We start from the raw sequence: 26,587 nt of genomic DNA on the forward strand, positions 1-26,587 counted from the left end.
CTGAGGGCCGATTCAACATGCGGTCAAGAACCGGTAAAGAACCCTGTGAGCTGGGTCTTTGCGCTGGCAACGAAACCCGGTCCCCGGGTGTGGCAGGCTCAGCTCGTGGAGCTGCCCACACCGGATCCCGCCCTGCCCCATCTGGCCGATGTGGTGCCGTCGATCCTGTCGGCGATGGGCGCCCGCGGTTTCGAGAACTCCCTCGGGCTCGTCGATGACCTCGGAGGCGCCTGTGTCCTGCTGATCGACGGTTTGGGCGCCGAACTTCTCGACCGGTACGCCGCCGATGCACCCACTATGGCGTCGCTCCGGGGCAGGACGGTGACCGTCGGCTTCCCGTCGACCACCGCCGCGGGGCTGGCGGCCGTCGGCACCGGCCGCCACTCCGGCGAGCACGGGTTCGTCGGCTACTCCTTCCGAGTGCCGGACGCCGGTGTCATCAACGCCCTGCGATGGCGCCCGCACCCCTGGGGCCAGGACCTTCGCGGCACCGTCATCCCTGAACAGATGCAGCCACTGCCCACCACTTTCGAGCGGGCCACCTCGGTGGGCGTCGCCGTCAGCGTCATCTCCGGGGCCGAGTTCACCGGCTCCGGCCTCACCCGCGCCGTGCTTCGCGGCGGACGCTACGTGGGTGTTCATGCACTCGGCGATCTCGCGGCGGCGGTGCAGACCACGCTGTCCGACGGCGGATTCTGCTACGGGTACCACGCCGAGCTCGACATGCTGGGCCACCTGTACGGCCCGGGGTCGACGCAATGGCGCATGCAGCTGCGACAGATCGACACGCTCATCGAATCGGTGGTCGAAGCGTTGCCGCCGGGCGGGTTGCTGGCCGTGGTGGCCGACCACGGAATGGTCGAGGTCTCCCCTGGTCGCACGGTCGACGTCGACGCCACCCCGGCGCTGCTCGACGGCGTGGAGGCGGTCGCCGGTGAGGCGCGGGCCCGGCACGTCTATATAGAGGACGGTTCGCAGGGCGATGTGCTCGACGCCTGGCGGACCGTGCTGGGTGAGCGCGCGTGGGTGCTCTCCCAGGAGGAAGCCATCGAGGCCGCCTGGTTCGGACCCCAGGTCAGCGACGAGGTCCGGCCCCGCATCGGCGATATCGTGGCCGCCGCCCGCGACACCGCGGCGATCGTGCGGCGCACCGCCGAGCCGCTGGAATCGTCACTGATCGGGCATCACGGGTCGCTCACCTTCGCTGAACAGACGGTTCCGCTGCTGCTGGCGCTCGGCTGAGTTCTCGTCGCAACCCTCGCGGTGCACGGCAGATCGACTGGAGTCCAACGTGATTCAGATCGTGATGCGGCATTGCAGCGGCAATTCGATTGCTGCACGGCGAAATTCGACCGGTGGTATTCGGCGTTGCTATGTCGACGTCAAAAGGGTGACTCCGCAATGCTATTCGTGAAGTAGGCAATAGAAACCGCAGGCTGTGAAGGCCATCACAGAATTTGGTGGCGTTGTCCGGAAACTTGTAGCGTCCGACCGCGTGTTTGCTATTGCCACGCTTTTGACGCTTGTAAACCAGGTGTCCGGCACGCCGTACGTCACCGGCGGCGACTCGCCTGCCGGTACGGACTGCTCGGGCCTGGTGTCTTGGGTGACGAATGCAGCGACCGGTCGGCCCGTGTACGGGGACCGGTTCAACACGGGAAACATCGAAAGCGCGCTGCTCGAGCGTGGGTTCCAGTACGGCACCCAGCCGGGCGCGCTGGTCGTCGGCTGGAACAGCGGCCACACGGCGGCCACCCTGCCCGACGGCACTCCCGTCTCGTCCGGTGAGGGCGGCGGCGTGAAGATCGGGGGCGGCGGCGCCTACCAGGACCAGTTCACCAACCACATGTTCCTGCCGGTGCCGCCTGAGCAGCCGATGGTCCCGGGCGCCCCGCCCGCGCCGGTGGTCATGATGGCCGGGCACGAGCCCGCCCCGCCGGGCGCTCCGATTCCCCCGCCCACGTTGCCGCACGGCAAGGCGCCGGAAAACGGGCTGCAGGTGGACACCATCTTGGTGGCCCGTGCCGTCAGTGCGACGTTTCCCGAGATCCTCACCATCGGCGGCGTCCGCTCCGACTCCTTGAAATGGCATCCGCATGGGTTGGCGATCGATGTGATGATCCCGGATGCCCGTTCGGCGGCGGGGAGGGAACTCGGGGACAAGGTCCTCGCCTACGTCCTGGCGAATGCGGAACGCTTCGGACTCGAGCACGCCATCTGGCGGCAGACCATCTACCGTTCCAACGGCTCGAAGAATGTCATGTCGGACCGCGGCTCGGACACGGCCAACCATTACGACCACGTGCACATCGCTACGGCGGGCGGCGGATTTCCGCAAGAGGGTCAGGTCTATCTTCGCTGATCCTGACCGCTGAGGTCGTCGAGGACTTGGTAACCCCCGTTGTATCCGGGGATGAAGGTGATGCCGGGCCCGCCGTGGCAGCCGGCGCCGCCGAGGTATAGGCCGTCGATGCCGATTGGCAGATCGCGAAAACCCTTCGGGCCGGGCCGGTTCGGGCCCATGAGGTCGGGGTGCAGCAGGCCGTGGCAGAAGTCGCCGGCGGGAGCGCCGAACATCGTGTTCATGTGGTACGGCGCGAAGGTGATGTGCCGGATCTGGATGTCTTTGAAGTTCGGTGCGTAGCGGGTGATCTTGTCGATGACGCGTTGGGCCATCTCGTTTTTCAGCTGGCCGTGTTTTTCGCGGGGCGTCTCGACGGGGAACGCGTAGGCGTAGGCGCTGGCGGCATGCTTGCCGGGCGGCGCCATGTTGGGGTCGTGTCCGGACGGGATCTGGATGCCGAGTGACGGGTTGTCGGGAACGATGCCGCGGCAGGCGTTCTCCCATTGCCGCTGCTGTTCTTCGGGTGAGCCGAAGATGCCGACCGAGGGTTGCATGCCGGGTTCGTTCAGCAGGTCGTACGGCGGGGCGAACTCGGGCAGGCCGTCGAGGGCGAAGTGCATCTGGACGAAGGAGGCGCGGTGGTCGCGGCCCTGGAGCCGTTCGAGTAGTTGGGCCGAGAGATGCTCGGGCTCAACGAGTTCGGTGAGGGTGGTGTCGGGGGAGAGATTAGAGACGACGACCGGGGCGGTGATGGTGTGGCCGTCCTTGCAGCGGACGCCGGTGACCTTGCCGTTGTCGACGAGGATCTGCTCGACCTTGGTGCGGTAGCGGATCTCGCCGCCGCGGCTTTCAAACATCTCGCGCAAGTGCTCGGTCAGCGCGCCGATACCGCCTTCGAGTTTGGTCATCATCGCGGTGCCTTCGTCGGGGACGGCGAGGGCGAAGGCTAGACAGGTTGCGCTGCCGGGGGTGTAGGGCCCGCGGTAGGTGGAGTTGATGGCGAGGAAGGCGAGCATGCCGCGCATGACGGCGTGGCGCTTGCGGTCGGGTAGGTAGCGGTCGATGACGTCCATCGCGGAGCCGAACAGGGTCTCATGGATGGCGCGTCGCTCGGATTCGTTTGTGGCGCAGGCGTACATCTCGTCGATGGTCTTGGGTGGTTTGCGGACGTCGAAGCGGCCGAGCGCGCGGGCGGGACCTTGGCTCCAGGCGATGAGTTCGGCCATGCCGGTGACGGCGTCGGTGCCGTGCTTGTCGGCGAGGTGGGTCATCAGTTGCATGGGGTCGCGGTAGAAGACCATGGCTTCTTCGCCGGCCTCGCCGATGTTGACCGACATGACGTCGGAGTCGACGGTGGGCAGGGTGTCGAGGCCGAGGTCCTTGGTGATCTCGCTGGGGGTGGGGAACTGGACGGACCCGGCGATCTCGTAGCGAAAGCCGTCGATGAGTTCGACCGTGGCGGCCATGCCGCCGGCGTAGGTGTTGGCCTCGAGGCACAGGGTGCGCAGGCCGGCGCGTTGGAGGAGCGCGGCGGCGGTCAGGCCGTTATGGCCGGCGCCGACGACGATCGCGTCATAGTTATTCATGCGCGCAGGGTATGGCAGTACTGACATAATTGTGGCGGTACTGACAGAATCTTTGCGATACGATCGCGGGACTATGGCCATGCCCGTGAACCTGCATCAGCAGCGCAGTCAGGCGACGAAAGAGGCGCTGCGGCGGGTGGGGTTGGCGCGGTTCGCGAAGGACGGGTTCGCGAATGTGACGGTGTCGCAGCTGGCCGAGGAGGCCGGGGTCACCGAGCGGACGTTCTTCCGCCACTTCCCCACGAAGGAAGCGGTGCTGTTCGCGGACTACGAGACGCACTTGGAGTGGTTGGCCGAGGCGCTGGCGCGGCGACCGGCGTCGGAGTCGCTGTTCGATGCGGTGATGGCGAGCGTCGAGAGCTTCCCGCACGACCTGGAGGTGGTGCGCCAGGCGGCACTGCTGCGGGCGAGTCTGATCGGTGAGCGGGCGGCCGGTCACCTGCGGGTGGTGCAGACGTCGTTCGCGGCGGTGATCACCGACTTCGTGCGGACGCGCTATGCGGAGGTTCCCGGCATCTCGCTGAAGGCCGAGGTGGCGGGCGCGGTGCTGGCCGCGGCTTTAGTTGTGGCCGTGGAGAACTGGGGGCGGGACGGTTGCGTTGGCGATCTCGGGCAGATCGTCGCCGAGGGCGTGCAGTTGGTGCGGTCGGGGCTCAAGCTGTAGGGGTGGCGGATCTCATCGACGAAAGTGTTCTTCAATTGTGTTCACCGACGTCGGTGAATCCAGCAAAAGGGCTGTTCATCTGACCGTTATCCGCGAAGCGAAGTTCTGATGCATCGCGGCTCCTGTGCGTATGGTTCTGACGCGATTTCGCGCGAGAGTCGACTACCCTCCGCCCCGTGGACTTGGGGGTTTATGAATCGCTGCTGACAGAGCGCCTTGTTCGGCAGCTGGCACTGGAGGATGCCGCCCGCGCTGAGTACAGCAACGTGGAGGACGCGGAACAGAGCCTGGCGATCGCACGCCATCTTTTCCCGATTATTGAACGTTCGCTGCGCGCAGCCCGTACGGCAGAGGATCGATCAGATATCGCTCGTCGAGTCCTCGATGTGCTTTCAGAAACCTTCGCGGAAGGTGAAGCGCTTCAGGGCGTTGAATCGGGAAAAATCACCCGGCTCGATGAAGTCGCCGCCGCAACGGCACGGGACACTCTTCGCTTACCCCGTCCCGCGACGCCCTTCTCCGACGCCGCCCTCATGACGAATGCGCGCGACGAGCCCACCTTGGCGGCGGAACTGCGTGCCGAAATGGGCAGCGCCGATGAAGTGGACCTCCTGTGCGCTTTCGTGAAATGGCAGGGGCTCCGACTACTGGAAGATCAGCTCCTTGAATTACAGCTACGCGGTGTGCCGCTACGGGTTATCACAACGACCTACCTCGGCGCGACGGACGCACGCGCGCTAGACGCCCTGGTGAACGAGTTCGGCGCCGACGTTCGGGTCAACTACGAGACCGACCGCACTCGCCTGCACGCGAAAGCATGGTTGCTTCGACGTAGGACCGGATTCCACACTGCGTACGTCGGCTCGAGTAACTTATCGCATGCCGCGCTCGTCGACGGCCTCGAATGGAACGTGCGGTTGTCCGCCATCTCAACACCACACCTTCTCGAAAAGTTCCGCGCTACATTCGATTCCTATTGGGAAAACCGGGAATTCGAGCCTTATTCGCCGAGCAGTGATGGCGAACGCCTCCGCGTGGCGCTTGAGACAGCATCCGGGATCCGCAGTAGCGATCGTGTGACCATCACGCTCTCGGGGTTGGAGGTACACCCGAAGGCCTATCAAGCCGAGATGCTAGAGCAGCTTGATGCCGAACGGACCATCCACGATCGGCATCGCAATCTCATCGTTGCCGCGACGGGTACTGGCAAGACCGTCATCGCTGCCCTCGACTACCGACGCCTGGTTCGTGATGTTCACAACCGTGACTTGAAGCTGCTCTTCGTCGCGCACCGTAAGGAGATTCTTCAGCAAGCACGGCGGATGTATCAGGAGGTCATTAACGACGCGACGTTTGGTGAGATGTTGGTCGATGGGCAGGAGCCGGCACGCTGGCGTCATGTGTTCGCGAGCATCCAATCGCTTTCTGCACGTCGGCTTTCAGAGATTGAACCCGAGCACTTCGATGTGGTCGTGGTCGACGAGTTTCATCACGCCGAGGCGATCTCTTATAGGCGCTTGTTAGACCATGTCGCGCCCTTGGAGCTCCTCGGTCTCACTGCAACACCGGAGAGAGCTGACGGTGTCGACGTTCGGGAGTTCTTCGGCGGGCGTGTCGCCGCAGAGCTGCGGCTATGGGAGGCCCTCGAACAGAACCTCCTCTGTCCGTTTCACTACTTCGGCATCCACGACGGGACGGATCTCAAAGGCATCCAATGGAAGCGCGGAGGATACGACCTCTCAGACCTGAACAGTCTGTACACCGGCAATGATGCGCGCACGCGGATCGTCGTCAAAGAGCTTCGCGACAAGGTGTCCGACATAGGAGAAATGCGCGCTTTGGGCTTTTGCGTCAGCGTCGGCCATGCGCGATATATGGCGCAACGCTTCGTGGAAGCCGGTATATCTGCGCGGGCGATTTCAGCCGAGACCTCAGCGACTGATCGCCGAGAAGCGCTGCAAGCTCTGAGAAATCGCGAGATCAACATTGTGTTCGCGGTTGATCTCTTCAACGAAGGTCTCGATATCCCAGAGGTCGACACCGTCCTCTTCCTTCGCCCGACCGAAAGCGCGACCGTCTTTCTGCAGCAGTTGGGGCGCGGCCTTCGATTGACCCGAGGTAAGACAGTGCTGACCGCACTGGATTTCGTTGGTCATCAACGCCGCGAATTCCGATTCGACCAGCGGTTCCGGGCCATGAGCGGCGTGGGCGGAAAGGCACTGCAGCGTCAAGTCGAAGAGGGCTTTCCATTCCTGCCGTCAGGCAGCCAGATCATTTTAGATCGAGTCGCGCAAACACTGGTGCTTGAGAACATCCGCCAGCAGGTGGCGCCAAGATGGGCTGCGCTGATTTCGGAGGTGCGTGCTCATCCGGACAACAGATTGGCGTCTTACCTCAATTTATCTGCCCGATCCTTAGAAGACATACTGCGCAACAACCGCTCCTGGACCACTCTCTGCAGAGAAGCGGGCAAGATCGATCGCTCAACCGGCGCGCGCGAACCTGACCTCGTCAAGCGGGTGCGTGCGCTTGCACACGTAGACGATCGACGAAGATGGGCGGCTTATAAGTCGATGCTTGACGGGCGCCTCGACACCTCAAGCCCCGGTGAAAAGCGGCTAGCCGAGATGCTGTTCTTCTCGCTGTTCCCGAATGGCGGAGGATTCGACAATTTTTCAACGGGTCTCGACATCCTTCGGAATGAGCCGGTAGCTGATGAGATGCGACAAGTCGTCGACATCGCTTTCGACGCCGCGCGGCGAACCACGTACGACCTAGGAAGCTTGGCGCCCGAGCTGGAAAATGTGCCTCTAGAAGTGCACGCGACCTACTCTCGTGAGGAAATTCTCGCCGCTCTGGGGTTTGCTTCTCTGCAGCGGACACCAAGCACGATGCGGGAGGGTGTGGCTTGGTGTCAGTCTGTTAATGCCGACGCATTCCTCATCACCTTGAAGAAATCCGATCGGGATTACTCTCCGACAACGATGTACCGCGACTTCGCGTTGAGCCCAGAGCTGTTTCATTGGGAGTCGCAATCGACAACCTCGTCCACATCGCCGACCGGACAGCGCTATATTCACCATCGCGAGCGAGGATCCCACGTCCTTCTATTCGTCCGTGAAGCCAAAACGAATGCCTTGGGCGCATCGCCCTACATTTTTCTCGGGCCCGCCGATTACGTATCTCACGAAGGCGACCGACCGATGGCCATTACCTGGCAGTTGCATCGGTCGATGCCAACAGAGGTCTTTCAAGCGTCGACGATTGCCGTCGCATGATCGACAACAACCCGGTCGCGGACATCATCCTGGTCACGTGCGTAAAAACTAAGGCGCCTCGACCTTCCACTGCAAAGAATCTCTACACCTCGCCGTTGTTCAAGAAGCAGCGGGCATACGCCGAGAAGGCAAGCGTCCCGTGGTTCATACTCTCCGCCGAACACGGACTCGTCGCGCCCGACGAGTGGTTGGCGCCATACGAGCGGTACCTACCCGAAACTCCAGCGTCCTACCGCAAGGCGTGGGGTATATGGGTGGCGGCCAGACTTGAGCTGCTCGCTGGACCGCTGCAGGACAAGATCATCGAGATCCATGCCGGGTCAGCGTACCTCGACGTGGTTCGACCAGAGCTGGAGAATCGCGGGGCGCACGTCGTCGACCCGCTCGACGGTCTGCAGATGGGGCCGCGCCTTGCCTGGTACGGCAATACCGCTACCGAGCTAGATAGAGCCGCCGACGATGTCGAGCGGTGCGTGCAGGCGCTGAGCGACGTGACCGCAGCACTATCGCCGCAACAGTTCATTGATCGAGGCCGAACGTCAAGCGACTCGCCCGGCCTATACAGCTGGTGGGTCGACAAGGAGGGTGCCGACGACCTAAGCCGTGGTCTCGGCCTAGAGGTTAGGCCGGGACTCATCTACGCAGGGCTTGCAGGCGCGACCCGCTGGCCAAGCGGTGTGCGCTCCAACAACACACTGTGGCTGCGCGTCATGACGATGCACCTCGGAGGAAACCACGAGTTCTCCACATTCCGGCGCACACTTGGTGCGATCGTCGCGCACTCCAACGGCGTCACGCAGATCGACGAAGAGGGCCTCACTCGATGGATGCACAGCCATCTACGGCTCGTCACCATTCCCTACGACGACAGGGACTCGCTCGGAAGGCTCGAACGCGATGTGCTGGCTGAGCTTGACCCACCGCTGAACTTGCAACACATGACACCGACACCAATCCGTCGGCGGCTCAAACAGTTGCGGCGGGCGGTCATGAATTAATCCACGGCGGTGGGAAGCTGATGTCCAACCGCTCAACAGCTTTGAACCCCGACCACGTCGGCACTCCGGCAGGTTGACCACGATAGATCCCGCGCGCCGCGGCGACGACACGGTCGTGCTGCGTCGGCCACTGGAGGTCGGCGGCTATCTGCTCGAGAACCTGCCTATCCCGTTGCAGCACTTGGTCGACGAAGCGCACTGCTGGTAATGCACCGCTCTTGTCACCGTTGCACCGCGCGCATGCGAGGACGAGATTCGATAAACCATCGATCCCCACGAGCGACCAGGGCAAAACGTGGTCGATCGGATTGTTTGCCGGCAGATGGACGCCGCAATAGAAACAATGCGGTCCGAACGATTTTTTGAATGGTTCTCGTACCGCAGCCAGAGCTGTGCGCTCCCGTCCAAATAGATGACCAGCGACATCTGGGACCTCGGCGTCGAGAAACTTGTTCATCCGTCGCACGTCTTCGACCCACATGATCTCCAGTGCCGGTTTGAGCAGCCCGGCAAGACGAGCCAGGGAGTGCGCCACTCCGGGCTTCAGCTCGATCGAATCGTCGTGTCTGCGGAGCGTCGACCGCGATACGTGGTCATGAAGGAACGAGTCGTCATACAAGAATGGGTCGCTGGTCGATGAGCCGGGCAGTCTCTGAAGCCGATGCAACGGCTGCTGTGCAAGGCACATGACGACCTCGTCGATCGCAGCCTCGTATGCGGACGGCGCATGCAGTCTCGCGACATCCACCGACCCTGTCGAACGACTGGAAGCAGCACGCAACGTGTTCACGGCGATCAAGATCCGCGCGCGTGGCTGCGTCGACTGACGTAGTTCGTGCCCATCGAAGGGCCGTACCTGCCGCCAATAGATGTCAAAGACCCGGTGAGCAAGTTCTGGCAGAGGCACCTTGAGCGCCTCGGCGGGCCGATCAGGAAGATTCTCGATGCAGTGTTCGAGGAGCGCCATTAACGTCGCCAACTTGTAGGTAGCGGTACGTAGTCCGGTTTCCAGGATTGCAATGACGCGCTGACCAAGCAGTAGCGGATCCACGGTGTCATCTGACATGGCGGCTATTCCGTGTCACCCCATCGCGGTACAAGTGCACTGCGCCATTATTGCGAGCCACCAGGGGAAGCGGTGGGCAATCTCCTTTGCGACAAGATTCCTAAGTTGACCTCCGCTTCCGGCCGGGTCGCGCACGTGAAGAGGCGCGTCCTGAGAGGACGCCGCCGGATCGCTCGATGCGCCGCACCTGACCGCGTCCTCGGCGCTCGCGCGTGGTCGCGCTCTCTGTCGACGGCTACACCGCCGGCCTCACTCGAGAGCTGCCCGACCAGACCGGGCTGGACTACTGGTCATCCGAGCACACCCGTGGCCTCATCGAACAGTTCTCGCTCTAGGTTGACATGTTGACCGAGCTCGTTCTGGCTACCGCGCTAATTTTTCAGCCGCGGTGGCCCACGAAAAATGGGAGCGTGTTGAGACAATCATCGACAGGCACCGCGGGACTCGTCGCCGTCGCCAAGCCCTTCAGCGAGTATGGTGTCGATGTGGCCAGTGTCATTGCCGCACCGGATGTTCCGCCGACCGACGCGTGGCGGGCCGTCGACGAGGTCATCGCCAAGCTCAACGAGGGTGCACTGTGGCACGGTGAATTACCCGCCAGCGGTCACCTTGGACCGTTCGCGAAACAACCGAGACTTTTCTCGAGTGGGATGCGCCCGACGACGGCGACTACCTCTGGCGCAGCCATCTGCCGCGCTGGGACGCCACCGTGCAAAGCGCACTGACGGGCGCCCCCGGGGTGGCGGAGCTCGTCGCGTCACTGCGAGAGGTGGTCCCCAATCTGGACGGGTCACTGGAATGCGTGCAGGGGCCCACGGCCGCATACAACGAGTACGGGTTCGAGGCCGCCGCCATCACAGCCCTCGCGATGGCCACAGGCGCCCCGCAGCTCGTCGAGCGCACCATCCACCGCGTAGAGGTCACCTTCGACCGGCCCCATGCCGTCGTCGCGGTCGCCCGCGGTGGCGCTTGGGAGGGCGTGCCGCTGCTTCACTGCTGGGTCACGCCTTGAGGATCTGCTCGATATGCCAGCACCGGTGAGGCGCAAGCCGCGCGTCACGCGGCTTGGCGCTCCATCTCCCTCGCCTCGGCGGGCACCTCTGTGGCGGCGTCCAGCAACTGCTCGTGATTGTCACGCACACCGCGGTACGTCGACAGATAGTGGTCGATCTGCTCGCGGCGCAGCGGTCGCGCCCAGATGTTCTCGCTGGGGATCTCGATTCCACTGTCGTTGGACTCTGCGCGCTTTCGGGCACCAACGCGGAAGCCCGCCACCGCCGTCACCATCAGGACGACCATGCCGGCCCCGATGATTCCGGCCACCGCACTCTGAGCGGCCAGCGCGTACACGAACGTTCCCAATGCCGCGAAACTCAGCAGCAGACAGATGTACGCAACCAACGTCGGCGGGATCCGTCCTAATGCCTTCAACATAGCTACCACCTCTCATAAGCTCGACTACTACGATACGCGTAGCGTAGCGCTACGTCTAGTGTAGCGTTTTACCGGCCGGCGATATTCCCCGGCGCACGGGAGGTGCTATGGCACAGCGAAGCGACGTCGACGACGGCATTACCGAGGCCACCCTGGCGCTCCTGCGCATCAGAGGGCCCAAGTCCGTGACCGTCGAGGCGGTGGCGGCGCGTTCGGGCATCGCGAAGACCACCATCTACCGCCGTCACCGCGACCGCCGCGACATGCTCTCCGCCGCGCTGTCGCGGGTGACCTCTCCTGAACCTCTCGGCGCGCATGCCCCAGCGCCGGACCGGCTCCGCTGGCTCATCGGAGAAGCGGTCAAGGCCATCGACGTCGGCATCGGCTTCGGCGGCCTCGCTGCCATGCTGACCGACGAGGACCCCGACTTCACCAAGCTCTTCCGACGCATCCTCGCCAAGCAGCGGACCGAACTGGAATCGGTGATCGACGCGGCTAAGGCCGACGGATCGTTTCGCGCCGACATCAACGACGCCGCCCTCATCGACGCCGTGGTCGGAACGATCATCGCCGAGCGTGCACGCGCGGGCCGCGTCGCCAAAGACTGGGAAGCGCGATTGTTCGACCTCTTCTGGCCGACCGTGCGGGCGTGAGCACCGTCGCTGCGTCGTCGTGGCCTGATGGCCCCGCCCAAGCGCTATCGAGAAGTGAGTCGCTGAGTCACGCCCAGTTGGCTGGGGATCCGTACACCGCCGACCGTGTGACGGTGAGACTGCTCAAGCTCAGTGTCGCCGCGAGCTTTCCGCGAGGCGCTTCAGCGCCCGGCCATCGGTCAGTTCATCGCGGCAATTCGGATTCTGCCAATAGAACCGGACCAGCTCGCGCAGAGCTCGGCCCTCTGGAGTGAAGGAGGCCCCTGGGATCGTCAACACGTCCTCGTCGCACATCACTACGATTACCGAGTTGGGTGTTGGTGCCGACTGATTCGGTGAGGCGTCAGTGACGTCGACGATCTGCGCCCAGTCACCACTTTGCGGTCTCCACCCTTGCACGAAAGAAAATCCTTTTGGAGTCAAGCGCAGGTACTGCAAGCTGCCGCGGCGGAACGTTCGCCACATGATTGGCGCACCCATGATTGCGATTGCCCCGCTGACGAACGGAAGGTATAGGCGCATCTGCTCGGGCACTGGAATGTCCAGTATCCCAGCGGGTCCGAATACCGCGAACAGGCCACTGGACACCGTTAGCCCAAGCAGCGAGATCTGGACAGGTATGTCAACGCCTCGATCCGGCCGAATGGTCGTCCCCTCGTCGTCGAACTCACCGCTGGGGGACAGGTTCCCAGGGACGGCCTTGGCGAACGGGATGATGAGGCCCAGACAGAACATTGCGAACCCAAGCGATACGACGGCAGTCAGGTACTCGCCGCGCGCAACGTTGATGACTGCCCAAACCGCGCCGATAACGCCCACGGGTCCGAAGAGCAGCGTGCAGAGCAACGCGATAGGGAGAACCTTCATTTGGGACACACGATATTGCCGATGACGCCCCCGACATAGCCGAAGGCCCATGTACCGGCAACGCTTCCGCCTGCGGCGACAATGGGTGCGAACTGCGGAAGCCCAAGCGCCGAAATTGCTGTAGCCCCTGCCGCGCCACTCCCGTAGCCACCGACAATGCCGGCGCTGCCTGAAATAGCAGCGACACACGCGTCGTGAAACGTCTTCGCCGTCACCGTGTCGTAAAGAGCTGTGGCTATACCCAGCGTCGGACCGCCGTACTTGGCCGCCTTGCCGAGGTTTTCGACCGACTGCGGTGAGAGCATGGGGATTCCGCGCTTGGCTTGTTCTTCCAGTCCCGTGAGTGCACCCCCGACAGTCGTGAGCATCGGGTGGGTGAAGAATTCGTCGGGTAGGACGCCATGGCGGCCGTCGGCCGCCGTCACGCCCCCCGTGGTCTTGCCATCCGGAGTCTGCGTCATGGTGACTTCGGTGCCGTCGGCGAAACTGATCGATGTGTACTTCGTGCCGTCGTAGTTGGTCCGGTCCTGTGAGAACGTGCTGGACACTTCGTTGCCGTGCTTGTCGTAGTAGGTGTCCTCGACGCACGGGGCGAAATCGTTCCACTCATATATCTCGTGCCGGCTACCGTCCATCATCGTTAGCGTCTTTCGCACCTGGCCGTCTTCTGTCACCCACTCGCGGCTCTCACGAACCGTCTGGGCCGTATCGTTGTCTCGAACGACCCCCTGTTGGATAAGCCCGTTGAGCGTCATTGGATCCGGGACTTCGTCAGCGGGTCGGGCAGCACCCGAGGCGGGATCCAGACCCGGAAGCTCACTCGGCCCGGGCAGAGCGAAGCCGAGATTCTGAGCAGCAGCGTGCACCGACTCTGCGGTCGCGTTGTCCGCGTCGCCGACTGCGGTCAGTAGGCGGTTGATCTCCTTCTGCTCTGCTCGGGCCTGTGCCAATAGCCTGGCTGCCTTTTCGGCCGAGACGCGGGCAGGCTTGATGAGCACTACCCACATATCCGTGACTTGGAGCTCACCGGCATCTACTGCTTCCGCGTGATCCAGCAAGGCTGCCCGGGCACCTCCAATCGATCCGCTGCCCTTCCTCAGCGCTGTCGCGACCGCTTCGGTGTAGTGAGCGAACTCGGAAGTCGTATCGGTCGCGCGGCGAAACATCGCCGTCGCCGCGTCATGCGCCTGACCCGACCATGTCTGCTCCGCTGACATCCGGTCGATTCCATCGTCAAGATCGCGCACCGATGTGTAAACGGACTGACCCGCCGTCGCTAGAGCCGACGCGGCGGGATTCAGTGAATCGGGATCCCACCCTCGTAAGTGGGGGCGTGAGGGCAGCACGGATCAAAAGAGCCCGTCGAACGTCCCCGCAAGGGAGCAGTCGGTTACCTCGTATCGATCTCCGGCCCCACGAACCGCGCCCCCCATGTCCTCGACATTCTTGGCGATCGCATCTGCCTTCTTCGTCAAGTGCTCGCCCACGAGGCGCATTGCCCACTGTGTAGTGGACCCGGCAAGACCGTCGGCTGATGTCGTCGCCTTGAAGCCCACGTCGGCGCTTTTGATGGCCTCAGACGCTGTACTTACCTCTCCTGCGAAGGCACGAAGTACTTCAGGATCGACAAGCAAGAGTCCCCCTCTTAGTGGCTCGTACAGCTACGACCGTGGCGAATCAACCCTAACGCCGCCGCGGGTCGCCACCGCGCGGGAACTTCCGCCCCGGATCGGTGATGGTCGGTGACGGTCATCGACTTCGGTGGTATCAACTGGCAGGATGACGCTCACGTTCACGCCTAGTCTGGGGTTTCGATGTGATCAATCGTCCTGTCTCCGTTGACTTCCACTTCGACGTCATGTGCCCGTTCGCGTATCAGACGTCGCGATGGATGCGCGAGGTCCGGGACCTGACCGGCCTCGAGGTGAATTGGCGCTTCTTCAGCCTCGAGGAGATCAACCGTCAGGACGGCAAGAAGCACCCGTGGGAGCGGGAGTGGTCTTACGGGTGGTCGATGATGCGCATCGGCGCCCTGCTGCGCCGGCACTCGATGGCCGACCTCGATGCCTGGTACGAAAGAGCAGCGCGGGCCCTGCACGTCGACGGACAGAAGCCGCACGAAAAGGCCGTCGCCCGAGCCCTTTTGGAGGAACTCGGCTTCGACCCCGGACTCGTCGACCAGGCCATCGCCGACCCGGCCACCAACGACGAGGTGATGGCCGACCATCAGCGCGTCGTCGACGCCGGCGGCTACGGCGTGCCGACACTTTTCTTCCCCGACGGGCAGTGCCTGTTCGGGCCGGTACTCATCGACCCGCCGACCGGGGAGGCGGCGCTGCGGCTGTGGGACGCCGTCGCCGCCTGGACGGAGTTCCCGCACCTCTACGAACTGCAACGCCCCAAGACGCCCGCCGACCAGCAGGCGATCACCGAGACGTTCCGCCCCTACCTCGAGGCTCGGGACTGGGTCTCGATCAACCGCGGCGAGGTCGTCACATTCGACCCACCGCGTTGAGGCGGTGCCCTATTCCATCTCGTCACGCAGGCAAAGACGCGTTGGTACCAAAGTCGGTACTGATGCCGGTACCTTCGGACTATGCCTGCCTTGAACGTCACCTTCAGTGACGAGGAGATGGAGCAGCTACGTACCGCGGCGTCGGCGGGCGAGCTGTCGCTGCGCGCGTTCGTGCACCGTGCGGCCCTTGATGCCGCGAGCGATCACAAGCGCCGCGTGCGTGAAGGCGCGCGGATCGTCGCCGAACGCAGCGCAGAGCTCAATCACCGTCTGGCGTGACCGAATACCTCGACCGCGACGATGTTCTCGTCGCCGGGGCTGCCGCCGTAGGAGTGGAGCTCAGGGTCCCTCGCGCGCAACCGTGCGCTGGTCGATGGCAACAAGCGCACGGCATGGGCCGCTGCATGGACGTTCCTGTACCTCAATGGCGTCGAGTTGGACCCTGACTTCGATGTCGACGACGCGGAGAACTTCTTGAATTCCGTTGCGACCGAGGGAGATCTGCAGCTCGCAGAACTCGCACAGAAGTTGCAAGCCTTTGCCTCGGACTGACTGCAGCAGTTCAGCCCCGTCGGCACACCCCGCGAGCCGTGCAATGATGGCTCGCATATCTCGAAAGCAAAGGAGCTTGAGATGGGGTTCGAGCGAATCGACGAGTTGCTGAACGGTGTGACCGCCGACGGGTCACTGCACGGCGTCGCCGCGACAGTGGTCGGCCGCGACGGCGTCCTGTACCAGAGCGCCGCCGGAGATGCCAAGCCTGACAGCATGTTTCGCAATGCGTCTATGACCAAGGCTGTCGCCACCACCGCGGCGCTGCAGCTCGTCGAACAAGGCCGCATCGAGCTCGACGCGCCGGTCGCCTCGATCCTGCCCGAGTTCGGCGAACTCCAGGTCCTCGACAGCTTCGACGGCCGCGAGCCGGTCCTGCGCGCACCCAAGGCGCAGGCGACCGTCCGCCAGCTGATGAACCACACAGCCGGCTGCGGCTACCACTTCCTCAACGACAAGCTCTACACCTACTGCACCGAGCAAGGCCTCCCCACGCCGCTCGACGGGGTCAAGCAGGGCCTGCGCGTGCCGCTGGTCAACGATCCCGGCACGGTCTGGGAGTACGGCGTGAGCACCGACTGGCTCGGTCTGGTCGTCGAGGCAGTCAGCGGCCAGACCCTGGCCGACTACCTGGCCGAGCACGTCTACGGCCCACTCAAGATGACGGACTCGACCTTTGCTCCCAGCGACGAGCAGCGCGCGCGGTTGCTGCCGATCCGCTTCCGCGCGCCGGACGGCAGCCTTTCGGAGACTGAGCTGGACCTGCCGGCCGAACCGGAGTGGGACGCCGCCGGCCACGGCTCCTACGGGACCATCATCGACTACGGTCGCTTCGTGCGCGCCTGGCTCAACGGCGGCGAGCTCGATGGTGCGCGCATCCTCAAGGAAGAGACGGTGCAGCTCGCATTGCGGGACCACCTCGACGGAGCACCCCTACCGATGTCGATGGAACCGACCGTCCCCGAATTGTCGAATCCTGTTCAGCTGCTCGATGTCCCGCAGGGATGGGGTCTGGGCTTCCATTTGTATCTGGTCGATCTGCCCGGCATGCGCAGCGCTGGATCCGCCGACTGGTCCGGGTTGTTCAACAGCTTCTTCTGGATCGATCGCAAAGCGGGGATCGGCGCCGTGATTGCGACGCAGGTGCTGCCGTTCTTCGACGCCAAGATGGTCGAGACGATTCTCGGCTTCGAAGCCGCGGTCTACGCCGAGCTCGGTGCAGCGGTCTCCTGAACAGCGACGGCCAACTCCCAAGCGGCTGCTAAAGAACCGGGTGCCCGAAGGCCGTTACGACCGCTCAGCGGCATAACTCCAGCCGGCTTGAGCGCACCGAAATTGCGCGGCGACGGTGTGCTACATTTGTGCTACGCTCGTAGCATGTCCACTGTTGCGTCTCGCGAACTGCGAAACGACACAGCAGGCGTGCTTCGTCGAGTCCAGGGGGGCGAGGAGGTGACCATCACGGTGAACGGGCGAGCCGTCGCGGTGATCGCCGCCGTGCAGCCGACGCGTCGACGTTGGATATCAAAGACAGAGTTGGTCAAACGGCTCGAGGCCAGCCAGGCGGACCCCGGTTTGCGTGACGACCTCGCGGAGCTCGCCGGCGAAACGACCGACGAACTCGACGAGTTGTGACAACAGATCGGCCGCCGGCCGGCATCCTCGACACCTCGGTCTTCATCGCCGACGAGAGCGGGCATCAACTGAAGACGTCGCTGATTCCTGATGAACTCGCCACGACTGTCGTGACACTAGCCGAACTGAACGCAGGCGTGCTCGCGGCGAAGACCTCTGAGATCCGGGCGCGTCGCCTCCGAACGTTGGATGCGATCGCTGATATGACCGCGTTGCCGGTCGACGAGGAGGCGGCCCAACTTTGGGCGCTGCTACGTGTCCGCTTGGCCGAGGCGGGGCGACGCGTCCGAGTCAATGATCTATGGATCGCTGCCATCGCAGCTGCCAAGCACTTGCCGGTCGTCACGCAGGACAGCGACTTCGATGCCCTCGAGGGCATCGCCGGCCTCGTGATAATCCGCGTCTGACCCCTAGCCCGTAGGCGACCCTCCGAATCCCTACGCCGCCACCAGCGACCCGAGCTTGACGTCGGGGTTGTCCCGCTGGAAGCCCTCCAGCCGCCACGGGGTGGAGAACAACACCAGCATGACTCCGTCACTGCGGGTGAGCACCTCGGCCGAGACCTGCCTGTCCATGAACTCCGCATCGGCGGGGTCAACGACGCGCGCCACCTGATACGGCAGCGGCTCCAACGCGATCGGCGTGCTGAACTCGGCGGCCATCCGGTGTACCGCCACCTCGAACTGCATCGGGCCCACCGCCGCGAACACCGGCGCCTGCTCGCCGCGCTTGTCCGAACGCAGCACCTGTACCACGCCCTCCTGCTCGAGCTGTTCGATACCGCGCCGGAACTGCTTGTGCTTGCTCGGATCGGTGCCACGCGCGACAGCGAAGTGCTCGGGGGAGAAGCTCGGGATCGGCGGGAACTGCACGGGCACATCGCGATACAGCGTGTCGCCGGGTCGCAGTGCGGCGGCGTTGGCCAGTCCGATCACATCGCCGGGCCAGGCATCGTCGAGCGTGGCGCGCTGCTGGCCGAACACCGACTGCGCGTACTTGGTGACGAACGGCTTACCGGTGGCGGCGTGGGTAAGCACGTCGCCGCGCTCGAATGTTCCCGAGACGACGCGCGCGTAGGCGATGCGGTCGCGGTGCGCGGAGTCCATACCGGCCTGCACCTTGAAAACAAAAGCGCTGAACGGTGATTCGACTGCACGACGAGTCCCGTTGACATCGACCGCTCCGCTCGGCGACGGTGCGAGTTCGACCAGCACATCGAGGAGTTGGTTCACGCCGAAGTTCAACGCCGCCGAGGTGAACAGCGTCGGCGAGGCGGTCCCGGCGAGAAACTCCTCGCGGTCGTAGTCGCCACCGTCGGCGCTCAGCAGCTCGGACTCCTCGACCGCGGTGTCCCAGTCGTCGCCGGCGACCGCGTGCGCATCGTCGGCTGCGATGTGCTCCTCGGGCGCAGCGGTCGCACCGCCCGCGGTGCGGGTGAACCGGATGAACTGGCCGCCACGGCGATCCAGCACGCCCTTGAAGTCGCCAGCGATACCGACCGGCCAGGTCAGGGGAGTGGGGCGCAGCCCGATCCGGGTCTGGATCTCGTCGACGAGCTCGAGGGCGTGCCTGCCCGGGCGGTCCCACTTGTTGATGACCGTGATGATCGGGATGCCGCGGTGCTTACAGACCTGGAACAGCTTCAGCGTCTGTGGCTCAAGGCCTTTGGCGGCGTCGATGAGCATCACCGCGCAGTCGACCGCCGTCAGCACCCGGTAGGTGTCTTCGGAGAAGTCGGCGTGACCGGGAGTGTCGAGCAGGTTGATGACGCAGTCGCGGTACGGGAACTGCAGCACCGTCGACGTGATCGAAATGCCCCTGGACTTCTCCATCTCCATCCAGTCTGACACCGTCGCGCGACGCCCCGCCTTGCCGTGCACCGCCCCCGCCTCGGTGATCACCCGGGCGTGCAGCGCCAACGCCTCGGTCAGCGTGGACTTGCCGGCGTCGGGGTGGCTGATGACGGCGAAGGTCCTGCGCCGGCCCGCTTCGGCGGAGATACGGCCAGGTGGGGAGGCGTCGGCACTCGGAGCAGCCGTCACGGCAATCTCGGTCATAGCGTCAGCGATGGTATTGGCTCCGCAGCACAAACCAGTAATCGGACGCTGTATGGCGACGTCATGATCGGCCGACTCGCCGAGCCTCAGCCCTGATCGGCGATGAGCCTTCCCAGGAGGTCAACGATGTGCTGTTGGCCTGCGGCCGCTACGTCGAGTTTTCCGCGCATTTCGCTGCGCAAATCAGTCATGTCGTCGCGCAAGGCGTTGAAGCCGGAGACAGTGGCCCGACGAAAGTCGCGAAGCTCGTTGTGGAATTCGGTGACGTCGCGGTCGGCCGCGCCGGCGAGGACGCGGGCAGCTGCGGCGTCCTGCTCACTGGCCTGTACCCGCTGCGCAAGCCCACGGACCTGGGTTTCCAGCGCCTCCACGCGGGCTTCGAGGTTGTCAGGCTCCACGCTCGCGAGCCTACCGCCGGCCCAGCCCTGTTTGACGCATGAATCGTGGCCGTCGCGCATTCGTCGTCCGCGCCGCGCAATAGCAGCGGCCCCTGCCTCACGACGAGCGGAGGCTCGCCGGCTGCGTCGTCTGCTGCCAGTTCGCGTAGATCTCGGCCAGGAAGTGCTCGACGGCCACCGCGGCGTGAGCGGCACGCGCCGAACCGAACATGTCGAAAGCGTGCTGCGCGAACGGTAATTCCGCGTACACGACCGGCTGGGTGCTGACGTCGCGCAGCTTCGACACGAACGCCCGCGCCTGCTCGACGGGAACCAGCGAGTCGTTGGTGCCGTGCAGGATGAAGAACGGCGGAGCGTCGGCGGCGACGTGGTTGACCGGCGACGCGTCGGCATACGTCTCCAAGCTTGTCTTCTGCGGTTGCTTGATGACCATCTGCTCGAGCAACTCCGGCATCGACGGGTGCATTGCATCCTCAAAACGGGTGAAGTCGTAAACCCCGTAGAACGGGACGGCGGCCTGCACCCGCGTGTCGACGTCTTCGAAGCCCGGCTGGTACCGCGAGTCGTTGGGCGTCAGCGCCGCCAGCGACGACAGATGCCCGCCCGCCGAGCCGCCGGTGATCGCGATGAACTCCGGGTCGCCCCCGTACTCGGCGATATGCGTCTTGACCCACGCCAGCGCGCGCTTGACGTCGACGATGTGGTCGGGCCACGTGTTGCGCGGGCTGTGCCGGTAGTTGACTGCCACGCAGATCCAGCCGAGCTCGGCGAGGTGGCTCATCAACGGATGCGCTTGTCCGCGTTTGTTTCCGGTGACCCACGCGCCGCCGGGGATCTGGAACAGCACCGGCGCCTTGCCGTTTCGGTCGAGATCGGAACGCCGCCAGATGTCGAGTTTATTGGCGCCGCCGTATTCGCCGTAGCTGATGTCGCCGTCGTGGGCGTAGTCGCGGTAGATCCGCAGCATCCGCACAGCGCCCGGCGTCTTGGCGGTGCCGCCGCCGGCCGGCCGGCGCCACAGGCCTGTGGAGTCGGTGCGGCGACGCGTCCCCAGGCCCTTGTCGAGAGCCGCGGTCAGCGGGGCGGCGGCCTTGTGACCCGCGCGGCTGAAGTTCAGCAGTCCAGCCGCCGAGATGGCGGCCGTTACCCAGGCGATGATCTGCACCGGACGGGTCAGCCGCCGAGCCGTCAACGCCAGTCCGCCGAGCTGGCTCACCAGCGTCTGCAGCGGGAACTCGCTGACCACCAGACCGAAGCCGAACGAGAAGATCGACGGGTAGCCCTTACGCGCCAACGGTCGGTAGCCGTTGAGCGTCGAGGCCGCCGTCACCGCCGTGACCACCAGCGCCGCGACCTGCCTGGCGATGTGGAGGAATCGATCCTTGCGCATTCGGTCACGATACGAGGCGATGCCGACGCGGCGTCCTCCGGAACGGACAGGCGCCGGTGGCGTATGGGAGACTTTCGGCATTCGCATCGGCGTGATGGTGCGATCCGCGGGGGGTTCCGCCTGGTGCACAGCACCGACATGGTCGTCGGTCTGCGCCTCATCACGCCTGGTAGAGCACGGAAGATGTTGGAGTTTCCATGTCCGCCCACAGAGTTTCTCGGCAGAATCACGATGTCTCACCGGTCGCGTCTGCGCTCGTTTGGCTCGCCGGAGGCGATCGGCGTGACCTGAGCGCCCGCCATGAGCAGTCGACGCTGGTCAGCGCAGGTGTGGTGGTGCTGGTCGCGGCCTTGCTGGCGTGGCTGGTGGCGGCCGCCGCACTGGCCTCGTCGACCACCTGGCCGCTGGCGGCCGTCGCCGCGGTGACCTCGACGTTCGGGCTGCTGGTCGGAGCGGTGAGCCGTGCGCTGGCGGCCGGGGCGGTCCGGGGTGCCGGTGTAGTCGGACGTGCGGCCGTGGCGGTGGCCGTCGGGATCGTCGTGGGTGAACTCGCGGCCGTCGTCGTGTTCTCCGGATCGGTCGATCGGCTGCTGGACGAGCGGGCGGCGATGGCGGCCGACGGAACGTCGGCGGTAACGCGGGCCGCGTCCGACCTGGACCGCAGCCGCGCGGCGCGCGATGAGCTCGACGCGGCGGTGGAGCGGGCCGTGCAACACCGTCAGGAAGCGCTCGTCGTGGCGCGCTGTGAGTTCAACCCGAGGCCCGACTGCCCCCAGACGTTCATCACCGGTGTGCCCGGCGCCGGGCCCGAGAACCGGACGGCCAACGACTTCCTCGCCGACGCTCAGCGCGCGCTCGACGCCGCGCTGGCCGAGCGGGACCGTCGCGCTCCCGAGCTCGACGCCCAGGTCGCCGACAGCGAGCAGGCGCTGTCGCACGCCCGGCAGGCCGCCGCGGGCGAAGCGGATCGCGGGCTGGGCGCGCGATGGGTCGCCATGAACGACCACACGCTGGGCGAGGCTGGTGCGCTGATGCTGCGGCTGCTCGTGGACGGGTTCTTCGTCCTGCTCGCCGTGCTGCCGCTGATCCTGCGGCTGTGGCGGGGCGAGACGTCGCAGGATCGGGGGATCGCCGCCGATGTCGAGCGCGATCGCGCCGAGCTGCAGGCCGACACGTCAGTCGCGGTGAAACGGGCCGAGGTCCGGGCCGCGATCGAGAACTTGTGGGCCGAGCAGCAGCTGGCCAGTGCGCGGATGGCCGTCGAGGCGCAACTGGAGATCGACCGGGAGCAGCAGCGCCGACGGGTGATCGAGGCGATCGAGCCGGCTGTTTCCGCACGCGCCGAGCGCATCATTGAGCCTCAGGATGTGTACTTGCCGATCGCCGCGGAGGCCGAAGCGGCGAGTCTCGTCGCGGCCGAGGCGCCTTCCATCGAGACGCCTGAGGTTGTCACACCCCAGAACCTGCCCGCGCCGGTCGACGACGACCGTTCGGTGGAGCCCACCGGCGAGGGCGGGCGCTCACTGATTCCCGCTATCCCGGATGTCACCCGCGCCGCCGCGCGCTGGATTCGTCCACTGGTGCCGCCGATCATCGCCAACGCCATCGACACCACCACCAAGCCGCTGCGGGGTGTGCGGCACATCCTCGAGGAGACCGAGGAGATTCACTTCTCGATGCGCCGCACCCGCAAGGTGAGTACCCACATGGAAGAAGTTGTGGACGAAGGTGCTTCCGATGCGGCAGGCGCTGCATGGGCGACGACCGTCCGAGACGACGATCACGAACACCACTATGGCCGGATCGGCGGCGGTGCGGAACACGCATCCGCAGTGACGAGAGGCGAGGGTCGCGGCGAACTCACCGGCGAAGGCGCGCGTGAGCTCCGCGGACATCGTGGTCCGCGCGAACTGCCGCCCGGGCGCCAGCTTTTCGCGGCCGAGCGCACCTGCTTCTCGATTCGCTTGAAAAGGGCGTTGTCGGTAACGATCTCGAGTGTCACCGTTCCCCAATCGACATCCCCCGGTGCATAACGAACGACCGCAGGCATCTCGTCGACGATTTCCACGAGTTCGTCGATGAACACCCGGTAACCCTCCAGCGGAATGGCCATCAGCTGAGCGCAGTCCGTGAGCAGCCCGGTGTACGCCGAGGGCACGCTGGCGTCCCGACATCGCTCGGCCAGTTCGAGGAACCGCTCGTGGAAGTCCATCAGTCGGTTGGCCACGTGCACGACGGCGTCGGCGTCGGCATCGTTGTCGTCGAGCACGTCCATGAGGGCCGGTGCCGCCATGAAAGCGCCCAGCCGGGCACCGAGTTCGGACAGGTCGTCGAGACAGTCCTCGACGAAAGAAGCTACCTCCCTACCGTTTCGCGCATAGTGGCCCCGCGCGGCCGGGTAGTGCAGCCGGCAATCGCGGATGCGCGGTGTCACCTCTTCGAGGCGTTGAACCAACACCGACACGAACGCCGCCAACCGCCACTCCGTAGGCCTTTCCCTCAGCAGAATGTCGAGGTCCCCTGCGGTGTAGGCGATTGCAGCGACACGTCCGTCGTCGGGGGTCTCGGTCGGTGGTGCCGCGGGTGGAACTGAGATCGACCACATCAGGTCGGCCCCCTCGACGCCGTAGATGCCTCGGTTGTCGCCGCGTCGAGCCCATCGATGCTGCCGGTCGGCGCGGTGCGCCAAGATCTCGGCTTCGCGGGCCGCGGCGAGCCGGCGTTCTCGTTCTCGACGTACGAGCGCCCGGACAGCGAAAGACAATCCGATCGCCACGCCTATCCCGATGAAGACCCAGTAGTAGGTGATGACCACTGAGATCAGGATCAAGAGGCCGAGGACGCCGGCCGCACCACCGGAATCCGGGCCACGGCTTGCCATCATGGCTGCCCTCGTCCGATGGCGAACATCTCGTGCCCTACAACGGCTGGGTATAACCCAGGCCGCGCGCCCATTCGACGACCGCCGGCTTGGCGTCCAGACACATCGTGTTGACCGCCGACAACAGGACGATCGCCGACTCCGCGGGCGCGAACCCCGTCCGTTGCAGCTTGTCGAGCACCGCCGGTGGCGGCACGCCGAACCGCAGTTCGTGGCACAACTCCTTGCCGATGTCGATCATGTCGAGCATCGAGCTGTAGTAGACCCCCATGCTGTCGAGCTGCGCGATGAAGTCGTACTGATCGGCGCGTGCCGGACTCGACAACGCCACCGCCCCGCACACCGCGAGCGCGACTGCAATTCCCCCACGTGCGCTCATGATTCCCCCTCAATTAGCGCTCGAGATTGACGGTAAACCTCACCACCGACAAATCCGCCGCACGGGTCTGACCGGAGTGACGGAGCCTGTGGCTAACATCGAGACGAGGTTCCTGGGGGAGGGCATGACATGCGGTGGTTGCATCGAAGTGTGGAGCTGATGGCCCGATGACCATCACGCCGACCGACACCCCGCGGCTGGCCAACCGCGCCGAGCGCCGCGTCTACCAGGCGCTCGTCGAGCAACTGCAACCCAACGACCTCGTCGTCGCCGGCCAACGCGTCACCGACCACCTCAAGGACCATGAGGTCGACTTCGTTGTCGCCATCGAGGGCGCAGGCATCGTCTGCCTGGAAGTCAAGGGCGGTGAAGTCTGGCACGACGGCGAGCAGTGGCGCCAGAAACGCGGTGGGCGCGAATGCACCATCGAGCCCGTCCGCCAGGCCCGCGAAGCCTGCTACGCCCTGCGCGACTACATCGAGAAGGACCCCCGCTGGACACAGGGCCGACTGCGCTGGGATCACGCCGTCGTGCTGCCCAACACCGAACTACCCGATGACTTCGCGCTGTCGGATTGCCCGCGCTGGAAGGTGATCGACCGCAACGACCTCAAGGACATCGACGGCAAACTTCGGCACGTGTTGATCAGCCAGGAACTCGTCCGTCCGCTGCTCAACCAAGACGGCATCGAACAGATCGTCACCGCGCTCAGCGGGCGGGGACTGCCCCAGCGCGACGTCGTCGCCCGAGCGCTGGCCAACGAGGATGCCGCTGATGCGCTCACCGAACACCAGGCGGTCATTCTCGACGCCACACGGTTACTCCACCGCATCGAGGTACGCGGCGGCGCCGGCAGCGGCAAGACCTTCCTTGCGATGGAACAGGCTCGTCGCCTGGCGCAGCGCGGCCAGCGCGTCGCACTCGTCTGCTATTCGCACGGACTCGCGTCGTATCTGGAGCGCATCACCGCCACTTGGCCGCGGCGCCAGCGACCCGGCTATGTCGGCGAGTTCCATGCCCTCGGCGTGCTGTGGGGCGCCCCCGCGGGCCCGGACGAATCGCTGCGCACCGAGGAGACCGTCAAGTTCTGGGAGCACGACCTTCCCGTGCAAATGGCCGAGCTGGCAATGCAACTCGAAGCTGGACACCGATTCGATTCCATCGTCGTCGACGAGGCGCAGGACTTCGCGGACTCGTGGTGGGAACCGCTGCTGATCGCGCTGAGAGATCCCGACGAGGGTGGGCTGTACGTGTTCACCGACGAGGGCCAGCGCGTCTTCAATCGGTACGGGTCACCTCCGGTGCCGTTGGTGCCGCTGATCCTCGACCACAATTTGCGCAACACCCGCCAGATCGCCAAGGCGTTCCAACCCTTGGTCGATCACCCGATGCGGTTTCTCGGTGGAGAGGGGCCCGCCGTCGAATTCGTCGCCTGCAGCCGGGACGACGCGATGAGCGTCGGCGACGATCAGGTCGAGGCGCTCCTCGAAGAAGGTTGGCGGCCCGAGGATCTCGCGTTGCTGACGACCGGCAGCCGACACCCCGAACAGGCGGAACGACAGAAGGCCGGCCATAAGGCGTACTGGGACAGCTTCTGGGATGCAGACCAGGTGTTCTACGGCCATGTACTCGGATTCAAGGGTCTCGAGCGGCGCGCGGTGGTGTTGGTGGTCAATGATTCTGGCCAATTCGAGCGCTCCCGCGAACGGCTCTATGTCGGATTATCGCGGGCACGCGACCGACTTGTCGTGTGCGGCGACCCAGAGTTCGTCCGCGACGTCGGTGGGCCGGATCTGGCGCGTCGGCTCAACATCGGATGACGCCGTCAAGCTTTCGTGGATTGACGATTGGGCTTCACGTCCTCAAGTGGGGACGTTGCGTACGCTGAAC

24 protein-coding genes and 2 pseudogenes are annotated in these 26,587 nt (G+C 64.8%); 16 read left to right on the top strand and 10 right to left on the bottom strand.

Going from position 1 to position 26,587, the window contains the following annotated elements:
* The first annotated feature begins 105 nt into the window (after positions 1–105).
* The gene (locus tag A5790_RS00470; protein ID WP_066840589.1) at positions 106–1,242 is read left to right on the top strand and encodes an alkaline phosphatase family protein; all 1,137 of its coding nucleotides are present in this window, start codon (positions 106–108) and stop codon (positions 1,240–1,242) included.
* A 205-nt stretch (positions 1,243–1,447) separates the two neighbouring features.
* Positions 1,448–1,859 (top strand): annotated as a pseudogene (locus tag A5790_RS00475) (NlpC/P60 family protein); the annotation flags it as partial.
* Positions 1,860–2,349: 490 nt separating this feature from the next.
* On the opposite strand, the gene A5790_RS00480 reads toward A5790_RS00475, so the two are convergent.
* On the bottom strand, positions 2,350–3,930 hold the full coding sequence (locus A5790_RS00480; protein WP_066840504.1) for an NAD(P)/FAD-dependent oxidoreductase: 1,581 nt from the start codon (positions 3,928–3,930) through the stop codon (positions 2,350–2,352).
* A 73-nt stretch (positions 3,931–4,003) separates the two neighbouring features.
* Between A5790_RS00480 and A5790_RS00485 the strand changes: the two genes are divergently transcribed.
* From A5790_RS00485 to A5790_RS00495, 3 genes are all read left to right on the top strand, one after another.
* On the top strand, positions 4,004–4,594 hold the full coding sequence (locus tag A5790_RS00485) for a TetR/AcrR family transcriptional regulator (protein WP_066840506.1): 591 nt from the start codon (positions 4,004–4,006) through the stop codon (positions 4,592–4,594).
* 176 nt (positions 4,595–4,770) lie between these two features.
* Positions 4,771–7,872: a DUF3427 domain-containing protein gene (locus tag A5790_RS00490; RefSeq protein ID WP_066840508.1), complete on the top strand. Its 3,102-nt coding sequence runs from the start codon at positions 4,771–4,773 to the stop codon at positions 7,870–7,872.
* Positions 7,869–8,870, top strand: coding sequence for a DUF6884 domain-containing protein (locus tag A5790_RS00495; RefSeq protein WP_066840510.1), 1,002 nt, complete (start codon positions 7,869–7,871; stop codon positions 8,868–8,870). The genes A5790_RS00490 and A5790_RS00495 overlap by 4 nt, the downstream gene beginning before the upstream one ends.
* Here the strand turns inward: A5790_RS00495 and A5790_RS00500 are convergent.
* Complete coding sequence (locus A5790_RS00500) at positions 8,860–9,936, bottom strand: HNH endonuclease (RefSeq protein WP_066840512.1); 1,077 nt, start codon at positions 9,934–9,936, stop codon at positions 8,860–8,862. The genes A5790_RS00495 and A5790_RS00500 overlap by 11 nt on opposite strands.
* A gap of 212 nt (positions 9,937–10,148) precedes the next feature.
* Between A5790_RS00500 and A5790_RS26350 the strand changes: the two genes are divergently transcribed.
* The gene (locus A5790_RS26350) at positions 10,149–10,271 is read left to right on the top strand and encodes a hypothetical protein (RefSeq protein WP_255361449.1); all 123 of its coding nucleotides are present in this window, start codon (positions 10,149–10,151) and stop codon (positions 10,269–10,271) included.
* Between the two features lie 374 nt (positions 10,272–10,645).
* Complete coding sequence (locus A5790_RS00505; protein WP_156656256.1) at positions 10,646–10,948, top strand: hypothetical protein; 303 nt, start codon at positions 10,646–10,648, stop codon at positions 10,946–10,948.
* A gap of 44 nt (positions 10,949–10,992) precedes the next feature.
* Here the strand turns inward: A5790_RS00505 and A5790_RS00510 are convergent, their stop codons facing one another.
* Positions 10,993–11,370 carry a hypothetical protein gene (locus tag A5790_RS00510; protein WP_066840515.1) on the bottom strand — a complete coding sequence of 126 codons (378 nt, stop codon included), beginning with the start codon at positions 11,368–11,370 and terminating at the stop codon, positions 10,993–10,995.
* A 107-nt stretch (positions 11,371–11,477) separates the two neighbouring features.
* Between A5790_RS00510 and A5790_RS00515 the strand changes: the two genes are divergently transcribed.
* Complete coding sequence (locus A5790_RS00515; RefSeq protein WP_066840517.1) at positions 11,478–12,023, top strand: TetR/AcrR family transcriptional regulator; 546 nt, start codon at positions 11,478–11,480, stop codon at positions 12,021–12,023.
* 129 nt (positions 12,024–12,152) lie between these two features.
* On the opposite strand, the gene A5790_RS00520 is transcribed toward A5790_RS00515, so the two are convergent.
* The 3 genes from A5790_RS00520 to A5790_RS00530 form a co-directional block, all read right to left on the bottom strand.
* Positions 12,153–12,890: a hypothetical protein gene (locus A5790_RS00520; protein ID WP_066840518.1), complete on the bottom strand. Its 738-nt coding sequence runs from the start codon at positions 12,888–12,890 to the stop codon at positions 12,153–12,155.
* A complete protein-coding gene (locus A5790_RS00525) occupies positions 12,887–14,137 on the bottom strand; it encodes a hypothetical protein (RefSeq protein WP_231987559.1) in 1,251 nt (416 codons plus the stop codon). The genes A5790_RS00520 and A5790_RS00525 overlap by 4 nt, the downstream gene beginning before the upstream one ends.
* Before the next feature lie 102 nt (positions 14,138–14,239).
* Positions 14,240–14,524 carry a type VII secretion target gene (locus A5790_RS00530; protein WP_066840521.1) on the bottom strand — a complete coding sequence of 95 codons (285 nt, stop codon included), beginning with the start codon at positions 14,522–14,524 and terminating at the stop codon, positions 14,240–14,242.
* A gap of 182 nt (positions 14,525–14,706) precedes the next feature.
* Here A5790_RS00530 and A5790_RS00535 point away from each other — a divergent pair, with 182 nt between their 5' ends.
* From A5790_RS00535 to A5790_RS00560, 6 genes and pseudogenes are all read left to right on the top strand, one after another.
* Positions 14,707–15,405, top strand: a complete 699-nt coding sequence (locus A5790_RS00535; RefSeq protein WP_066840523.1) for a DsbA family protein — start codon at positions 14,707–14,709, stop codon at positions 15,403–15,405.
* Positions 15,406–15,486: 81 nt separating this feature from the next.
* Entirely contained in the window at positions 15,487–15,684 is a 198-nt protein-coding gene (locus A5790_RS00540; RefSeq protein ID WP_066840525.1) for an antitoxin Phd, read from the top strand.
* Positions 15,681–15,957, top strand: a pseudogene (locus A5790_RS25900) (type II toxin-antitoxin system death-on-curing family toxin). Before A5790_RS00540 ends, A5790_RS25900 begins: the two are co-directional and overlap by 4 nt.
* An 81-nt stretch (positions 15,958–16,038) precedes the next feature.
* Entirely contained in the window at positions 16,039–17,190 is a 1,152-nt protein-coding gene (locus A5790_RS00550; protein ID WP_066840529.1) for a serine hydrolase, read from the top strand.
* A 144-nt stretch (positions 17,191–17,334) separates the two neighbouring features.
* The gene (locus tag A5790_RS00555; protein ID WP_066840531.1) at positions 17,335–17,592 is read left to right on the top strand and encodes a type II toxin-antitoxin system Phd/YefM family antitoxin; all 258 of its coding nucleotides are present in this window, start codon (positions 17,335–17,337) and stop codon (positions 17,590–17,592) included.
* Complete coding sequence (locus A5790_RS00560; protein ID WP_156656258.1) at positions 17,589–17,999, top strand: type II toxin-antitoxin system VapC family toxin; 411 nt, start codon at positions 17,589–17,591, stop codon at positions 17,997–17,999. The genes A5790_RS00555 and A5790_RS00560 overlap by 4 nt, the downstream gene beginning before the upstream one ends.
* A gap of 30 nt (positions 18,000–18,029) precedes the next feature.
* On the opposite strand, the gene A5790_RS00565 is transcribed toward A5790_RS00560, so the two are convergent.
* The 3 genes from A5790_RS00565 to A5790_RS00575 form a co-directional block, all read right to left on the bottom strand.
* Positions 18,030–19,649: a peptide chain release factor 3 gene (locus tag A5790_RS00565; RefSeq protein ID WP_066840533.1), complete on the bottom strand. Its 1,620-nt coding sequence runs from the start codon at positions 19,647–19,649 to the stop codon at positions 18,030–18,032.
* An 86-nt stretch (positions 19,650–19,735) separates the two neighbouring features.
* Positions 19,736–20,047: a hypothetical protein gene (locus tag A5790_RS00570; protein ID WP_066840593.1), complete on the bottom strand. Its 312-nt coding sequence runs from the start codon at positions 20,045–20,047 to the stop codon at positions 19,736–19,738.
* Between the two features lie 97 nt (positions 20,048–20,144).
* On the bottom strand, positions 20,145–21,437 hold the full coding sequence (locus A5790_RS00575) for an alpha/beta hydrolase (RefSeq protein ID WP_066840535.1): 1,293 nt from the start codon (positions 21,435–21,437) through the stop codon (positions 20,145–20,147).
* A gap of 197 nt (positions 21,438–21,634) precedes the next feature.
* Between A5790_RS00575 and A5790_RS00580 the strand changes: the two genes are divergently transcribed.
* Positions 21,635–23,470, top strand: a complete 1,836-nt coding sequence (locus tag A5790_RS00580; protein ID WP_082961507.1) for a DUF4407 domain-containing protein — start codon at positions 21,635–21,637, stop codon at positions 23,468–23,470.
* 885 nt (positions 23,471–24,355) lie between these two features.
* On the opposite strand, the gene A5790_RS00590 is transcribed toward A5790_RS00580, so the two are convergent.
* Positions 24,356–24,697: a DUF732 domain-containing protein gene (locus A5790_RS00590; RefSeq protein ID WP_066840541.1), complete on the bottom strand. Its 342-nt coding sequence runs from the start codon at positions 24,695–24,697 to the stop codon at positions 24,356–24,358.
* 167 nt (positions 24,698–24,864) lie between these two features.
* Between A5790_RS00590 and A5790_RS00595 the strand changes: the two genes are divergently transcribed.
* Positions 24,865–26,517, top strand: a complete 1,653-nt coding sequence (locus tag A5790_RS00595; protein ID WP_066840542.1) for an NERD domain-containing protein — start codon at positions 24,865–24,867, stop codon at positions 26,515–26,517.
* Positions 26,518–26,587: the final 70 nt, after the last annotated feature.

It is taken from the genome of Mycobacterium sp. 852002-51152_SCH6134967 (assembly GCF_001667105.1).
Classification (GTDB): Bacteria; Actinomycetota; Actinomycetes; order Mycobacteriales; family Mycobacteriaceae; genus Mycobacterium; species Mycobacterium neumannii_A.

Bases quoted from the DNA above. Each gene is read 5' to 3' on its own strand.
- A5790_RS00595 (WP_066840542.1), top strand. From the start codon at position 24,865: ATGACCATCACGCCGACCGACACCCCGCGGCTGGCCAACCGCGCCGAG.
- A5790_RS00580 (WP_082961507.1), top strand. From the start codon at position 21,635: ATGTCCGCCCACAGAGTTTCTCGGCAGAATCACGATGTCTCACCGGTC.
- A5790_RS00590 (WP_066840541.1), bottom strand. From the start codon at position 24,697: ATGAGCGCACGTGGGGGAATTGCAGTCGCGCTCGCGGTGTGCGGGGCG.
- A5790_RS00500 (WP_066840512.1), bottom strand. From the start codon at position 9,936: ATGTCAGATGACACCGTGGATCCGCTACTGCTTGGTCAGCGCGTCATT.
- A5790_RS00550 (WP_066840529.1), top strand. From the start codon at position 16,039: ATGGGGTTCGAGCGAATCGACGAGTTGCTGAACGGTGTGACCGCCGAC.
- A5790_RS00555 (WP_066840531.1), top strand. From the start codon at position 17,335: ATGTCCACTGTTGCGTCTCGCGAACTGCGAAACGACACAGCAGGCGTG.
- A5790_RS00515 (WP_066840517.1), top strand. From the start codon at position 11,478: ATGGCACAGCGAAGCGACGTCGACGACGGCATTACCGAGGCCACCCTG.
- A5790_RS00540 (WP_066840525.1), top strand. From the start codon at position 15,487: ATGCCTGCCTTGAACGTCACCTTCAGTGACGAGGAGATGGAGCAGCTA.
- A5790_RS00495 (WP_066840510.1), top strand. From the start codon at position 7,869: ATGATCGACAACAACCCGGTCGCGGACATCATCCTGGTCACGTGCGTA.
- A5790_RS00480 (WP_066840504.1), bottom strand. From the start codon at position 3,930: ATGAATAACTATGACGCGATCGTCGTCGGCGCCGGCCATAACGGCCTG.
- A5790_RS00520 (WP_066840518.1), bottom strand. From the start codon at position 12,890: ATGAAGGTTCTCCCTATCGCGTTGCTCTGCACGCTGCTCTTCGGACCC.
- A5790_RS00575 (WP_066840535.1), bottom strand. From the start codon at position 21,437: ATGCGCAAGGATCGATTCCTCCACATCGCCAGGCAGGTCGCGGCGCTG.
- A5790_RS00565 (WP_066840533.1), bottom strand. From the start codon at position 19,649: ATGACCGAGATTGCCGTGACGGCTGCTCCGAGTGCCGACGCCTCCCCA.
- A5790_RS00510 (WP_066840515.1), bottom strand. From the start codon at position 11,370: ATGTTGAAGGCATTAGGACGGATCCCGCCGACGTTGGTTGCGTACATC.
- A5790_RS00485 (WP_066840506.1), top strand. From the start codon at position 4,004: ATGGCCATGCCCGTGAACCTGCATCAGCAGCGCAGTCAGGCGACGAAA.